This is a genomic window from Thalassotalea loyana (genome assembly GCF_030161435.1).
Lineage (GTDB): Bacteria > Pseudomonadota > Gammaproteobacteria > Enterobacterales > Alteromonadaceae > Thalassotalea_G > Thalassotalea_G loyana.
Genome location: NZ_BSSV01000001.1, coordinates 734,063 through 748,272 on the forward strand (window position 1 = coordinate 734,063; position 14,210 = coordinate 748,272).

Consider the following 14,210-nt stretch of genomic DNA (forward strand, 5'->3'; position numbering starts at 1 on the left):
CGATGCTCCATAATTAGTCGTATTTGCATAAGGCGAGCAATGCTCGCCTTTTTTATAAGGAATTAAAGTGAACAAAGTTATTGGACTACTTTTAGTTTTATTAATCGGTGTTACTGGTTATCTAGCAACCGCAAACAATAAGATGTCTGAGGAAAATGCTAAATTAACGAAAAAATTAATTGAGAAAGAGCAAGATTACTCATGGCTAGAACGTGAGCTACAGGTTACTAAACGAGAACTAGATAAAATGATCCGTGAAAAAACTAACCTGGCCAAAGCATCTGGTAATGGTGAAGCTCAAATGTCAGGAAGAGTAAGTAATAGCCTTTCTAAGAAAAACACACAAACTCAGAAAGTTCAGGCAAAGCATAAAAATGCACAACAGTTGCTCGAAAATGAACGAGTAACTGCAAATGGAAAGCGCTTATAGTTTTATCAAATGAGATTATTAATTCGTTCTACAAGTTCGCAGTGAGTTTTGGCCAGTCGATTTTTATTGTGCTTATTTGCGATCAATCCAAGATAACCATTTATAAACTCTATCTCAGTTTTTCTTTTTGAAATTACGTCACTCAACATTGATGACGTATTTTCTGCAGTGTTGCTGGCGACTTGATTGATACTGTATTCTAGCGAATCTGCATCAAAGTGTACCCCTTCCGACTCGGCAACACGGACAAACTCATCGATTAATTGCTTTTTTAAAGTCCTAAACTCTGGCTTGAGTACATCACCATTTTTGATGTTGTTTAGCGCTGTAATTGGATTGATGACGCTATTGATGGCTAATTTTTGCCATTGCTTCTCTTTAATGTCTTCATGGTAGTTAATGTTTGGGATAACCGCTTTGAGAAAAGCAGTGTGAGCGTTGTGGTCAATTAAAACACCATTATTAAGTAAGCCAAAATCATAATGCCCAATGCCCGTGTGTGTGACTGACCAGTCAGCATTCTTTTTACTGCCGTTGGTTGTCAATAAAGCGTAAATTGGATGCTGAATTTTGAGTGAATCAGGCAGCGCTTCGTAAACTCCCATACCATTATGCGACAGAACTATGCTTGCAGATTTATTGAGGTTTTCACAATGTTGTTCGATAACATTAACGACCTGAAAAGCTTTTACGCAAATAATGATAATATCGGCTTGAGAAATTGATTCTCTATTCGCTGCAGCAAACAAAACATTCGTTAACGTGCCATCTAAGTGCTCAAATTGATATTGTGGGGGGATAGATTGTTTGTTACTGACTATTTGAAGCTTATTATTTAACGGTAAGTTATCTTTGATTTGCTTATGCAGCAGCAAACCGATAGCGCCAGCGCCAATAATCACAATGTTCATTTTTTTAATCTATAGCCATACATCATGGCAGCCCATCGTAGTAATACGAAAAATAAAATGCCTAGCACATCAGCAAAAAAGTCACTGAATTCGCCATTTCTAAACCCTAAATACGCTTGTCCAACTTCAGTTAACAACCCATAGACGACCAATGTTGGTGTTAAGGTTAATAAAGAGAGTTTTAAAAAAGCGTGAAGAAACCAAGCAAGACAGAAAAAGCCAATGAAATGGCCTATCGTATCAATTTGTGCATGCTGGAAAATGGCTGAACTAGAATCTGTAGAGATGAAAATCCCTGTCATTAATAGAACAAAGAAAAGAAAAAAAAGTAATTGTTGACGACTTTTCAAAATTGCAAGAGTGTTGATTTACATGTCTCAATAATATCATGGTTCAATAAAAAAACTATTGAAAGAGATAACGTCTTGGTTATAAAAATAGGCTTTGATAAACTACCACCACTATTTGTTAATTAATAAGAGGGCGCTATGCCATCATTAGATATTGTTTCTGAAACAAATTTAGAAGAAGTACGTAATGCTGTAGAAAATACAACACGTGAAGTTGCTACGCGATTTGATTTTCGTGGTGTTGATGCGACCGTAGAGTGGAAATCTCCTGTAGCAACAGCAAAAACAGAAGTGGATTTTCAATTAAACCAATTAATTGATATGTTCCGTGGTCAGCTTGCTAAACGCGGTATTGATGCGAAAGCAATGAATGTAGGTGACTTTAATCACTCAGGAAAAACCGTTTTTGCTGCTCTGACATTTAAAGAAGGGATTGAACAGCCTGTTGCTAAGCAAGTTGTTAAGTTAATTAAAGACAGCAAAATGAAAGTTCAAGCGGCTATTCAGGGCGATAAAGTACGTGTTACTGGTAAAAAGCGAGATGACTTACAAGCAGTTATGCGACTCGTAAAAGAAGCGGATATGGAGCAAAGCTTCCAGTTTACTAACTTTAAAGATTAGTACTTATCGCTCATTTGACAAAGGAGGCACTGCCTCCTTTTTTAATATTAGTGAGATGCAACATTCCTAATGTAAACAACCCTAGTATGCTTTCCTTTACACTTGTTGGATTGGTTGTTTGTTCGCCAAACACGTATTAATACACATTAGTGCTGTTTTTTTAAATTAACATTAAGTACATTATGTTGATTACTATAACAATTAATTAGAAGTAAAATTTCATGGGTGTATCAAGAGGAGCGTTTAGCTCTCGTCTCGGTTTTATAATGGCCGCAGCCGGTTCAGCAGTTGGACTTGGCAATATTTGGGGGTTCCCTACACAGACTGCAACGAATGGTGGCGCTGCGTTTGTTTTCGTATATTTAATTTTGGCTTTCTGTCTAGCGTACCCAGCATTTATGGCTGAAATTCTCATTGGTCGCTACGGTCAAGCCAATGCTGTAACCTCATTACAAAAAATGTCGAGTAAGTTATGGCAAAAACGTTTTGCTTTTGTCGTCGGCTTTGGCGGTATTATTTGTGCTGCACTCATCTTAAGCTTTTACGGTATCTTAGCTGGCTGGATGATGTCATATGCGCTGGAACCTGTTGCTCGCATTGCAGGTGCAACGGGAGCAGCAGATTGGTTAGTTGAGCAGTCTTTAGTGCGTAACCTACTCTTTACTGTGCTCTTCATGGGGCTAACTATCTTGATTATTCGCCGCGGTGTCGAGCAAGGTATTGAGAAGTGGTCTAAACGTTTAATGCCGATGATGATTGGCTTGTTAATCTTGCTAATTGGTTATGTATTAACGTTAAAAGGCGCTGATGAAGGCCTTAACGCTTACTTGAATCCAGATTTTTCACGTGTACTTGAGCCAAGCTTAATTCTTAGTGCTTTAGGACAAGCGTTCTTTTCATTGTCTTTAGGTACCAGCGTCATGATCATTTATGGTTCATATATCGCTAAAACTGAAAATATGGTGAGTATTGGTGCTCAAGTCACATTAATTGATATTTCAATCGCCTTTTTAGCTGGCTTACTGATTATCCCTGCGATGTACGTTGCACAAGCGCAAGGCGTACAAATATTTTCAGCCGATGGTAAATTAATTGAAGGGGCAACGTTAGTTTTTAAAGTGTTACCAACACTATTTGATTCAATGGGCAGTATTGGTTTATTTGTTGGTTTTGCTTTCTTTGTATTAATGTCGATTGCCGCATTAACATCATCTATTTCAATGCTCGAAGGGCCTGTATCTTATGCCGTTGAACGTCATGGTATTCAGCGCGAAAGAGCGACATTGTTTATTGGCTTAGGCATTTTAATATTATCAATCATTATTGTGTTTAATATTAGCTTTATGCTCGATATGGTTGCGATGATTTCAACACAATACGGACAGCCGATTATCGCAATGCTTGTTTGTGTATTTGCCGGTTGGATTTGGCATCGCAATTCTATTTTGGAAGAGATCAAGCAAGGCTATGATAACGTTGACTCTAGCTTGTTTTGGAAAATTTGGCCATGGTACGTCAAGTTAGTTTGTCCAGTGGCGATAGCAGCAGTTTTCCTCCACTCTTTAACTTAATCGAAAAATGCCGAACTATGTTCGGCATTTTTTTTGTATCTATGCTTGATGAATCAGGTTTTAGGCCAAGGTAATTGGCTAGGGTGTTGCCACACGTTGAGCTGTTCCAAGCTCTTATCTCTTAGAAAGTGAATACCGCTCGTTGGTGGGCACATATAGTGCTTTAATTCCCCGTTCCACTCAAAACAAAGTTGATAGGCGTGCAAGTAGCCTCTGTCAGAGTCTTTATCCGCACCTTTCGCATAGTGATTATCACCCAAAATCGGCGCTCCTATACTACTTAATGCCACCCTTATTTGGTGAGTTTTACCAGACAAGGGACGCAATAAGTATAAACGTTGACCTTGTCCAATGCTTTGAGAAAAAAACTGAGTAATTGCCGGGTTTTCTAACGTACGCAATAGTTTGTATGTGCCTCGGCGACTTTTAGCCATGTCGCCTTTGATAGTGCCTTGCTTTTTTTTAGGTTTCTGGCTACTTACGGCGAGATAGAACTTGTTGATCTGATGGCTGCTAAATAATGTTTGAAAGGACGATGCACTCGCCTTAGATTTAGCTAAGATGACCAATCCTGACGTCATTTTGTCAAGTCGGTGAACAGGGTAAAGCTCGTCGCTTGGTAGCGACTCTTTCGCTTGATTAAAAAAGCCTTGACCAAGTTCGCCTTCATCGTGAAAGTTAACATCTGCTGGCTTGTTAACTATGTAGAAGTCTGGGTGCTCGGCAATCACCTGTATCATGTTAAATAAACACCGATCGCGCCATAAACAATAATTGAGATAATCGCCGCAAATAAGGTATACGGTAACTGTGTTTTAACGTGTTCTATGTGGTCACAACCGCTGGCGATTGAGGCAACAACGGTAGAATCAGAAATCGGTGATGCGTGGTCACCGAATACACCGCCACCTAACACAGCAGCAACCAAGTAGGGAACAGGTAATCCTGTATCGATAGCAATTGGAACGGCGATTGGAATTAAAATAGCGAATGTTCCCCATGACGTACCTGTCGCAAAAGCCATAAATCCAGCAACGATAAATAGGGTCGGTGCTAGCAGATATAACGGTAGATCATTTGCTAAGATTTCACTGGCATAAACACCTGTTCCAAGCGCCTTTATGCCGTCACCAAAAGCGAAAGATAAAACAAGAATGCTAACGGGAATCACCATATTTTTGATACCTGAAAGCGATGTTTGTAGTATCTCTTTGGCATCCATTAATTTATTCAAGCTTACAAGTGTAATGAGCAATGCAAGTGATGTCACGATTGACCAAAATACGGAAAAAGCGCCAGAACCTCGTCTGATATCTCCCTCACCGGTTATGAGTAGTAAGCCGAGTGTTAATCCGATTAACGTCAATAAAGGAGCCCACATTACATATGCTGGAGCAATTTTATCAGTTTCAAATGACGTGGTTTTTGTACTAAACGGTTTTGCTTGAGCCAATGGGCCAAACTCTCTACCTGTGTAAGCGGTTAAATAGGCGATAGCTACCGCCAGTATTGCATAAAAATTGTAACCGATTGTGCCAATTAAAATACCGACGGGGTCATCGAGCTGATACCCATCAAGCAAACCAAGTACGTAGGCACCCCAGCCATTAATCAAAAACAATATACTAATTGGCGAACAAGTCGAGTCAATTAAAAAGGCTAATCTCGCCCGAGAAATTCGGTACCTATCGAATAATTTTTGTGATGCAGTACCAGCGGTGAACATACTCAAATTAGTATCTGTAAAAATAGCACTTCCAATTACCGTTGGTAACAAACTCGCTTGGCGTGAATTCTTCACCAAGTTCATATTTGCAAGGCTTTCAATAAATCCGTTGACTGCACCGGAACGATTTAACAAGGTGACGAGTGCACCAATAAGTAAACTAAAAACAACAATATAAACATTGTAGGTTGAGCCAAAGACGTCTATGACACTCGCGCCTGTACCAATGATGCCGTCGAGAACTTGCCATTGGTTAATCATGACAAAACACAAGACTAAACCAACAAATAACGCTAGAAGCGCATTTCTGCGCCAAATCGCAACAGCAATGGCGACAATTGGAGGTAGAAGGCTTAATGGAGAATCTTGCATAAGGAATTTAATCGTTGTTTTTCTAATAGGCGATACTTTAACGTAACCCAGCAATATTCGATACTATTTATTTGTTAGGATAGGAAAGCTATTCGTTGTTGCTTTGGTCTAATTCAACTAAAGTTAAACATTTAATCTGTAATAATTTATTTTTAGGGTTGATAAGCAAATAAATACCCTAACATTAGCTGTTATAGAACTATCGTCAAAAAATTTTTGGGGTCACTTTGTCAGTTTCAATTCAAGATTTCGCGCAAGCATTGCGAGAGCATCAACAATTATCTTCATTAACGAAGATCACACGTGGTATTGAACGAGAGTCTTTACGTGTTTTACCCCATGGCGAGTTATCAAGCCACCCGCACTATCATAACTTGGGCAGTGCGCTCACACACGGGCAAATCACAACTGACTACGCTGAGAATTTGCTTGAATTTATTACGCCAGTCTCAGATAGTGCCGAGCAGGCAATAGGCCAGCTTGAGGATATTCAAAAGTTTGTGCTTAGTGAGATCGGTGATGAATTATTATGGCCATTGTCGATGCCGTGTTTTGTTGACGATGCAAATACGATTCCTTTAGCTAATTACGGCAAGTCAAATATTGGTACAATGAAAACTGTGTATCGCCAAGGATTAAAGAATCGTTATGGCAGTATGATGCAAGTTATCGCAGGTATTCATTTTAATTTTTCATTTCCTGACGGTTTCTGGCAAGTCCTGAAAAAGCTAGAGAACAATCAGCAAAGCATGCAGGACTACAAGTCTGACAAATACTTTGCGTTACTGAGAAACTACAAACGTTACTGTTGGCTGATCCCATACCTTTACGGCAGTTCCCCTGCAATTTGCCCTTCATTCCTGCAAGGCAGAGAAACGAATTTACCTTTTGAAAAGTCGAAAAGTGGTTACATGTATTTGCCATATGCAACCTCGTTGAGAATGAGCGATTTAGGCTATACCAACAATGCTCAATCAAGTTTATATATTTGTTATAACTCATTGCCCCAATATTTAACACAAGTTGAAAAAGCAATGGCAGTTTCATCGGATGAATTTGAAAAAATAGGGATTAAGAAAGACGGTAAATATCAACAGCTTAATAGTAAAGTATTGCAAATTGAAAACGAGCTATACTCTCCTGTTCGCCCCAAACGCGTCGCAAAGTCAGGAGAAAAACCATCACATGCACTCGCGGAACGTGGTGTTGAGTACATTGAAGTTAGAGCGCTTGACGTCAACCCTTTTAGCTCGACAGGTATTTCATTAGCACAGGTTAAGTTTCTTGATATCTTCTTAATGTATTGTGTTTTACGGGAAAGTCCTGCTCTAGATTGTGACACACAGCAACAGTTTGAAGATAATATGAATGCGGTCGTTGTCAGGGGCCGAGATCCTGAACTTAAATTGGGTGATGGTGACAAGCAAAAGTCGATCACCGGATGGGGACAGGAAATTTTTGAATCAATGATGCCGATTGCGATGCTTCTTGATGAAGCTCATGGTAATGACGCGTATCAACAAGTTCTTAATGATGAACACAAGAAGGTGAATGATGCCTCGTTAACGCCGTCTGCTAAAATCCTTGATCATGTGGTTGCGGGTGAAAACAGTCTTACGAAAACTGCCTTATCAATGGCTGCCGAATATAAAGCAGAGTTGAGTAAGAAAAATTATCAATTTTACACACAGGATTATTTTGAGAAGGCGGCAATCGCTTCACATCAAGAGCAGCAAGCGATTGAGGAAAGTGACACCATGAACTTTGATGATTTTATATCGGACTACTTCTCTTCATAAACTAGCTGTAAGTTAATGAATTTTTGACGAAAAAAAGCGCGTTAGGGCAACGCGCTGTAATAAAAAAGAAAGCAGTCCAGGGAGGTTTCGCTTTCACTTATTATGATAGTTCAAAATTCATTTAGTTCATTTTTTATTCAATTATTTTTTTATTTTCCGCAAAAAAAAATCGCGCATTCGGGTAAAAGCGCGATTAAAAACATGAAACACTAAGGGAAATAAAGCCTCTCGTATACTATGAGTATGGTGTGCTCATAAAGTTCAAAATAATTTTATTTTTTTTAATTTATTTTATTAAGCTAGACAATATGCGTTCATCTGGCATGATAGAACGACAATTAAAGTTAACCAAAGCTGTAATGTTCAAACAAGTTATAATTAGTGCTTTATGCCTCGCTACACTGTCGAGTTGCGCGACTCCACCACCTAAGAATCCTGAAAATATCTGCGAAATATTTAGAGAAAATCGAGATTGGTATGATGCTGCCAAAGATGCAAAAGATCAGTGGGGAGTGCCCATTCATGTGCCGATGGCGATGATGTATCAAGAGAGCTCTTTTAGACATGATGCGACACCACCGCGTAACTATGTGCTTGGGTTTATTCCATGGGGACGAGTAAGTAGCGCTTATGGGTATTCACAAGCCAAAACGATGACTTGGGATGATTACATTAAAGAATCAGGAAACTGGGGAGCAGACCGAGACGATTTTGATGATGCTATTGATTTTATGGGATGGTTCATCTACAAAACCAATAAGATTAATAAAGTGTCAAAGTGGGACGCATACAATCAATATTTAAATTACCATGAAGGATGGGGTGGTTATAAGCGTAAGAGCTACAAAAAGAAGCCGTGGCTAGTTAAAGTCTCTAGAAAAGTAGACAATCGTGCGCGACGTTATTCAAGTCAGTTGAAAAGCTGCCAGGAAGAGTTAGAACATGGTTGGTTATGGCGTTTATTTTTCGGTTAGTTTCATAACGCTTATTCGTCATGATAAAGAGCCAGGGTAATTTACTCTGGCTTTTTTGATCTATAAAGCCAGATCTTTTTCCACTGCAAATGATCGACTTTGTGCATATCTTAAAGCAGGATCAAAAATTCGTGCCAAATTTAATCAAATTGACTTATTTTTATGAATAAATTAGTGATATTTTCATCAACAATTTTTCGTAAAAAAAAGTAAAAAAAAATGCAAAAAAACATTGCAAAACCAGAGGTCTAGGTTTTATTGGGCTATATAGCGTTATCCACAGATATTGTGGAAAGTTAATAAATCGATCTTGAATAATTAATAACTTTGTGGATAACTTTTGTCGGTGTTTTAATTATCCACAAAAAATAAGCGCTAGAGAGAAAACTTGATTAATTGGTCAAGCCAAAAAAACGACAAGAAAACTATTTCAATTTCATGTCGTTCATTTGTATTCGCCTTGAAAAGAAGGTTAATCTTCGTCGTGATCGACAAAGTGATCAGGGATCACACGAATAGTTTTGATCATGTTGTCACTAGTATCAACGATCTCAATTGGGTATCCAGCAATTCGTAGGCTCATTTGAGCTTGTGGAATCTCTTCTAAGACTTCCAGAATAAGTCCGTTGATGGTTTTAGGCCCATCTGTAGGAAACTCCCATGACATTTCCTTGTTGATATCACGTATCGTGGCACTACCATCAACTAAATAACTACCGTCAGGTTGTTTATGAACTTCTTCGCTTGGTGCTGGTTCCATTGTCGTTGTGAAGTCACCCACGATTTCTTCTAAGATATCCTCTAAGGTAACAAGGCCTTGGATATCACCGTATTCGTCGACAACTAGGCCTAAACGCTCTTTTGCATGTTGAAACTTAAGCAGTTGAACGTTTAACGGTGTTCCTTCTGGAATAAAGTACATTTCTCTTACTGCGCGTAATAGCGTAGCTTTTGTAAACTGGTTTTTTGATAATAGTTTCAAAGCGTCGCGCATATGGATATAGCCAACAACGTCATCAATATTATCGCGATATAGTAATACTCGAGTATGGTTTGAGCCGGTGAGTTGTTTTTGGATCTTTTTCCAATCTTCATTGATATCAATACCAACAAGCTCACTGCGCGGGATCATTATGTCTTCAACCGTAACTTTTTCGAGGTCAAGAATACTCACCAACATGTTTTGGTCTTGCTCTGGGATAAGCGCACTCGACTCGTTTACGACAGTTCTTAACTCTTCATTACTTAAACTATGCTGTTCACGTTGTTCTGGGCTAATGCGCAATACGGCGAGAAATGAATTAGTTATCCAGTTAATGACAATGACAATAGGAAAGAATACTTTCAATAATGCTGCAAGGATGATAGAGCTCGGAAAGGCGACTTTTTCTGGATAAAGCGCAGCAAGTGTTTTTGGCGTAACTTCAGCGAAAATCAAGACAATTAGCGTTAATGCGAACGTTGCATAAACAACGCCGACATCACCGAATAAACGAATACCAATAATAGTCGCTATCGCCGACGCAGCAATATTTACGAGGTTGTTACCAATAAGAATCAAGCCAATTAGACGATCTGGTCTATCGAGCAATTTACTTACACGAATCGCGCCTTTGTGTTTTTCATTTTCTAAATGACGAAGACGGTAACGGTTTACACTCATCATGCCCGTTTCGGAGCCAGAAAAATAACCTGAGATTAATAGCAGTACGCCAAGAATAATAAACAGCGCACTGGTGGATATGTCGTCCAATTAATAAATCCTATGAATTATGTCTTAAAGTCATGGCAAAGTAGTCTATTTATACCTTAAAAGTCAGGTGATGAGAAACTCTTTAACAAATCTACTACCAAAGTATGAAAGGGTTAAAATGATGGTGGCACTGGTGATTAACAGTAACACTCGGTGACCACGCCAACCTTGTTTGAAGTGACCCCAAAGTGTAACTACATATAAGCCTAAAGCGATTAATGATAATACTGTTTTATGCGCATATTCTTTAGATAAGAACGTCTCTAAGAACAAGAAGCCAGTGATATCACTAATCAATAAGCATAGGGTTCCTGTTGCTAAAATCATAAACAACTGATTTTCAACTTGCATTAATGGTGGTAAATGATTAACCGCAGCAAGATTTTTTGTTTTCAGCTTTTGATTAATATAAGTGACTTGGAACGCATACAGGTTTGCAATGACTAAGATACAATAAGCGACTAATGCTAACGTTATGTGGCTAACTAGTGCCATCTTACTGGCGCTTAGTGAAATTGTATCGCTAACGGGTAAAATAACTAAACTAAGCTGCCATAGCCCTGCAAAAATATAAGAAACAGGTAACAATAAGTTTAATTTGTATTTTGTCGCGCCCACACTAACGGCAGCGGTGATCACTAAACTAACCAATGCAATAACATTAGGTAAATTGAAGTTAATTTCACTATGAATGAATAATCGGTCTGCCAAGCCAATTGCATGCAAAAGGATACCTAGGCTTGCGAAGGTCAATACAAAAGTGATATTTGGACCTTTAGGATGGAATAGTCTTGCAATGACAGCAACGGCTGCAATCAAGTAACAAGAAAATGCGCTAATGGCCAAAATAGCTGAGCTATCCACTAAAAACTCCAAATGTATGACTTATCGTTATTTTTTACTTGTTCGATTCTAAACAAATATCTGCTCACGTGCACTTATAATTATGCTTTTAACAATAATTTGCGCAATGGTCTTATTGCAAGCACCGCTAATAGAATTGAGCAACTGTATGCTAACCAAGGTGAAACCACTTCATGGCTATGAGACATTTGCTCGGCTATATTAATATTTTGCCATGCCAACAGCGAATCAAGGCCGAGACCAAATAGAATGGCTGAAACAGCTACGCCGACTAAATAGCGCATCAACACACCTTTACCCATTTCTTTTTTAATGACACCTAATGTCGAAATATTGGTTGCTGGACCCGCCATCATAAAAACTAAGGCCGTGCCTGGTGATATGCCAGCTAATATAAAGCCAGCCGCAATAGGTGTTGAAGCTGTTGCACAAATATACATTGGAATTGAAATGGCGATAATAAGTAGCATAGCGGGTAGGCCGCTACCGTAGCTTAATAAGAAGCTCTCTGGCACGAAGGTTTTAATCAAGGTCGCAAAACACAATCCGATCATTAACCAAACAATTAAGTCGTCAATTAACTTTGTTGCGGCATATTTAACACCCGATAGCGTTTTTTCTATCGCTGATGGCGGAGTTGGATTAGCGCTACAACAACTTGTTTTTTTGGGAGCGGGTGCAGAGTTACTTGCGCAACATGAACTACTTTCTGGATCTTCTTTGGCTTTTTTGAATTCGCCATTATCTGTTAAAACAAGAAATCCAGTGATAATTGCTGATGAAACTGCAGCTATTGGTCGGTAGATAGCGAACAGAGGACCTAACATGGCATATGACACAGTAATCGAGTCAACGCCAGTTTCTGGGGTTGCAACTAAAAAAGAAGAGGTTGCACTATCCGATGCGCCATTTCTTTTGAGCTCTGTAGCGACAGGAATCACGCCACATGAGCATAACGGTAATGGTGCGCCAATGAACGCCGCTTTAACGATTGCTGATTTGCCTTTACCAAGGTGTTTCTTTAATAGGTTTGATGGAAGCCAAGCGTGCATTAATCCAGCAATTATCAAGCCGAGCAATAGCCAAGGGCTTGCATCATTGGTTAGAAGAATAAAATTGTCGATGAGTTGATTAAGCACGTAAATCAATTCCTGCTGCAGGTTGCTAACTACTTAGCTATGATGCCAAATTTTACGCCCTAGGTGAATGATAAGACTTGATCTATCTATGAAAAACTTGAAATTTATTAATAAAGCCACAATTTTGTATTTGTACGACGAAAATAAATGCTTCACGGATATCACACCTCACAGTCTTCAGATAGTGATTAGCTATTTATGATACTTGGTATTATTCAGCTTGAAGGTATAATAGCGTCAATTTTACCGATAATTACCAGCACATTGAGATATTCATGTTTGAGAATCTTTCAGATCGTTTAACGAAAACGTTAAAAAACATCAGTGGTCGTGGCCGACTCACTGAAGAAAATATCAAGGATACGTTACGTGAAGTGCGTATGGCGTTACTTGAAGCCGACGTTGCATTGCCTGTTGTTCGAGAGTTTATTAAGAAAGTTAAAGAGCGCGCAATTGGTACTGATGTATCAAAAAGCCTTACACCGGGACAGGTTTTCGTAAAAATTGTTCAAGGTGAACTTGAAGCCGCCATGGGTGAGCAAAACGAGTCACTTAACTTAAAAGCGACACCACCAGCTGTGATTTTGATGGCGGGTCTACAAGGTGCTGGTAAAACAACTTCTGTTGCAAAACTATCGAAATTCTTAAAAGAACGTGAAAAGAAAAAAGTACTGGTTGTAAGTGCTGACGTATATCGTCCAGCAGCGATCAAGCAGCTTGAAACCTTAGCTGGTGAAGTTGGCGTTGAGTTTTTCCCAAGTAATATTGAACAAAAGCCAATTGATATTGCTAACAGCGCGATAGAGCATGCTAAAAAGAACTTTTTCGATGTTTTAATTGTTGATACTGCGGGTCGTTTACATGTTGATAGTGACATGATGGACGAGATTATTGATTTACATGCTGCAATTACGCCGGTAGAAACACTTTTCACCGTAGACGCGATGACCGGTCAAGATGCCGCGAATACTGCAAAAGCCTTTAATGACGCATTACCATTGACTGGTGTCATCTTAACTAAAACAGATGGTGACGCACGAGGCGGTGCAGCGCTGTCTATTCGTCATATCACTGGCAAGCCAATTAAATTCATGGGTGTTGGTGAAAAAATTGAAGCACTTGAGCCATTCCACCCAGATCGTATTGCATCAAGAATATTGGGTATGGGTGACGTATTGTCACTTATCGAAGAAGTTGAGCAAAAGGTCGACAAGGACAAAGCACAAAAGCTTGCTAAGAAAGTAAAATCAGGCAAGGGCTTTGACCTTGAAGATTTTCGTGAACAACTCGTTCAAATGAAAAGCATGGGCGGCATGATGGGCTTAATGGATAAATTGCCGGGTATGGGCAATTTGTCTGATCAAGTTAAGGGTCAAATGGATGATAAAGTAACCATTAGAATGGAAGCCATCATCAACTCAATGACTCCAGCTGAACGCGCTCGTCCTGAAATTATCAAAGGGTCACGCAAGCGTCGTATCGCCGCGGGTTCTGGCACACAAATACAAGACGTGAATAAGCTTTTGAAGCAATTCACTCAAATGCAGAAAATGATGAAAAAGATGTCTGGAAAGGGCGGAATACAGAAAATGATGCGTGGTATGAAAGGTATGATGCCGCCAGGTATGGGCGGTGGTGGTGGCATGTTTGGCCGCTAATTAATACAAAAAAGCCAGTGACATTCACTGGCTTTTTTATGC

The 14,210-nt window shown here is 39.3% G+C and carries 13 protein-coding genes; 6 read left to right on the plus strand and 7 right to left on the minus strand.

Annotated elements, in window-relative coordinates; translation table 11 throughout:
- Positions 1-67 precede the first annotated feature (67 nt).
- On the plus strand, positions 68-430 hold the full coding sequence (locus QQK05_RS03100) for a hypothetical protein (RefSeq protein ID WP_284295932.1): 363 nt from the start codon (positions 68-70) through the stop codon (positions 428-430).
- A 5-nt stretch (positions 431-435) separates the two neighbouring features.
- Here the strand turns inward: QQK05_RS03100 and QQK05_RS03105 are convergent, their stop codons facing one another.
- Together QQK05_RS03105 and QQK05_RS03110 are read right to left on the minus strand one after the other, a co-directional pair.
- Positions 436-1,341 (minus strand): ketopantoate reductase family protein, encoded by a 906-nt coding sequence (locus QQK05_RS03105; protein ID WP_284295933.1) that lies wholly within the window; start codon positions 1,339-1,341, stop codon positions 436-438.
- Positions 1,338-1,643 carry a VanZ family protein gene (locus QQK05_RS03110; RefSeq protein WP_284295935.1) on the minus strand — a complete coding sequence of 102 codons (306 nt, stop codon included), beginning with the start codon at positions 1,641-1,643 and terminating at the stop codon, positions 1,338-1,340. Before QQK05_RS03110 ends, QQK05_RS03105 begins: the two co-directional genes overlap by 4 nt.
- Before the next feature lie 186 nt (positions 1,644-1,829).
- On the opposite strand from QQK05_RS03110, the gene QQK05_RS03115 reads away from it, so the two are divergent.
- Both QQK05_RS03115 and QQK05_RS03120 read left to right on the plus strand, forming a co-directional pair.
- Positions 1,830-2,312 carry a YajQ family cyclic di-GMP-binding protein gene (locus QQK05_RS03115; protein WP_284295937.1) on the plus strand — a complete coding sequence of 161 codons (483 nt, stop codon included), beginning with the start codon at positions 1,830-1,832 and terminating at the stop codon, positions 2,310-2,312.
- Between the two features lie 221 nt (positions 2,313-2,533).
- The gene (locus QQK05_RS03120; RefSeq protein ID WP_284295938.1) at positions 2,534-3,883 is read left to right on the plus strand and encodes a sodium-dependent transporter; all 1,350 of its coding nucleotides are present in this window, start codon (positions 2,534-2,536) and stop codon (positions 3,881-3,883) included.
- A 53-nt stretch (positions 3,884-3,936) separates the two neighbouring features.
- On the opposite strand, the gene QQK05_RS03125 is transcribed toward QQK05_RS03120, so the two are convergent.
- Both QQK05_RS03125 and QQK05_RS03130 read right to left on the minus strand, forming a co-directional pair.
- Positions 3,937-4,623, minus strand: a complete 687-nt coding sequence (locus tag QQK05_RS03125; protein WP_284295940.1) for a TIGR01621 family pseudouridine synthase — start codon at positions 4,621-4,623, stop codon at positions 3,937-3,939.
- Entirely contained in the window at positions 4,620-5,981 is a 1,362-nt protein-coding gene (locus QQK05_RS03130) for a Na+/H+ antiporter NhaC family protein (RefSeq protein WP_284295941.1), read from the minus strand. The genes QQK05_RS03125 and QQK05_RS03130 overlap by 4 nt, the downstream gene beginning before the upstream one ends.
- 227 nt (positions 5,982-6,208) lie before the next feature.
- Between QQK05_RS03130 and gshA the strand changes: the two genes are divergently transcribed.
- Together gshA and QQK05_RS03140 are read left to right on the plus strand one after the other, a co-directional pair.
- Entirely contained in the window at positions 6,209-7,780 is a 1,572-nt protein-coding gene (gshA, locus tag QQK05_RS03135) for a glutamate--cysteine ligase (RefSeq protein WP_284295942.1), read from the plus strand.
- 359 nt (positions 7,781-8,139) lie between these two features.
- A complete protein-coding gene (locus QQK05_RS03140) occupies positions 8,140-8,754 on the plus strand; it encodes a transglycosylase SLT domain-containing protein (protein ID WP_284296433.1) in 615 nt (204 codons plus the stop codon).
- A gap of 472 nt (positions 8,755-9,226) precedes the next feature.
- On the opposite strand, the gene QQK05_RS03145 is transcribed toward QQK05_RS03140, so the two are convergent.
- The 3 genes from QQK05_RS03145 to QQK05_RS03155 all read right to left on the minus strand — a co-directional run bounded on the left by QQK05_RS03145 (position 9,227) and on the right by QQK05_RS03155 (position 12,510).
- Positions 9,227-10,507, minus strand: coding sequence for an HlyC/CorC family transporter (locus QQK05_RS03145; protein WP_284295943.1), 1,281 nt, complete (start codon positions 10,505-10,507; stop codon positions 9,227-9,229).
- A 63-nt stretch (positions 10,508-10,570) separates the two neighbouring features.
- Positions 10,571-11,371, minus strand: a complete 801-nt coding sequence (locus QQK05_RS03150; RefSeq protein ID WP_284295944.1) for a cytochrome C assembly family protein — start codon at positions 11,369-11,371, stop codon at positions 10,571-10,573.
- Positions 11,372-11,451: 80 nt separating this feature from the next.
- Positions 11,452-12,510: an SO_0444 family Cu/Zn efflux transporter gene (locus QQK05_RS03155; RefSeq protein WP_284295945.1), complete on the minus strand. Its 1,059-nt coding sequence runs from the start codon at positions 12,508-12,510 to the stop codon at positions 11,452-11,454.
- Between the two features lie 275 nt (positions 12,511-12,785).
- Between QQK05_RS03155 and ffh the strand changes: the two genes are divergently transcribed.
- Entirely contained in the window at positions 12,786-14,168 is a 1,383-nt protein-coding gene (ffh, locus tag QQK05_RS03160; protein ID WP_284295946.1) for a signal recognition particle protein, read from the plus strand.
- The last annotated feature ends 42 nt before the right edge of the window (positions 14,169-14,210 follow it).

Coding starts and splice junctions, on each gene's coding strand:
- QQK05_RS03105 (WP_284295933.1), bottom strand. CDS start 1,341: ATGAACATTGTGATTATTGGCGCTGGCGCTATCGGTTTGCTGCTGCAT.
- QQK05_RS03110 (WP_284295935.1), bottom strand. CDS start 1,643: ATGACAGGGATTTTCATCTCTACAGATTCTAGTTCAGCCATTTTCCAG.
- QQK05_RS03115 (WP_284295937.1), top strand. CDS start 1,830: ATGCCATCATTAGATATTGTTTCTGAAACAAATTTAGAAGAAGTACGT.
- QQK05_RS03120 (WP_284295938.1), top strand. CDS start 2,534: ATGGGTGTATCAAGAGGAGCGTTTAGCTCTCGTCTCGGTTTTATAATG.
- QQK05_RS03125 (WP_284295940.1), bottom strand. CDS start 4,623: ATGATACAGGTGATTGCCGAGCACCCAGACTTCTACATAGTTAACAAG.
- QQK05_RS03130 (WP_284295941.1), bottom strand. CDS start 5,981: ATGCAAGATTCTCCATTAAGCCTTCTACCTCCAATTGTCGCCATTGCT.
- QQK05_RS03140 (WP_284296433.1), top strand. CDS start 8,140: ATGTTCAAACAAGTTATAATTAGTGCTTTATGCCTCGCTACACTGTCG.
- ffh (WP_284295946.1), top strand. CDS start 12,786: ATGTTTGAGAATCTTTCAGATCGTTTAACGAAAACGTTAAAAAACATC.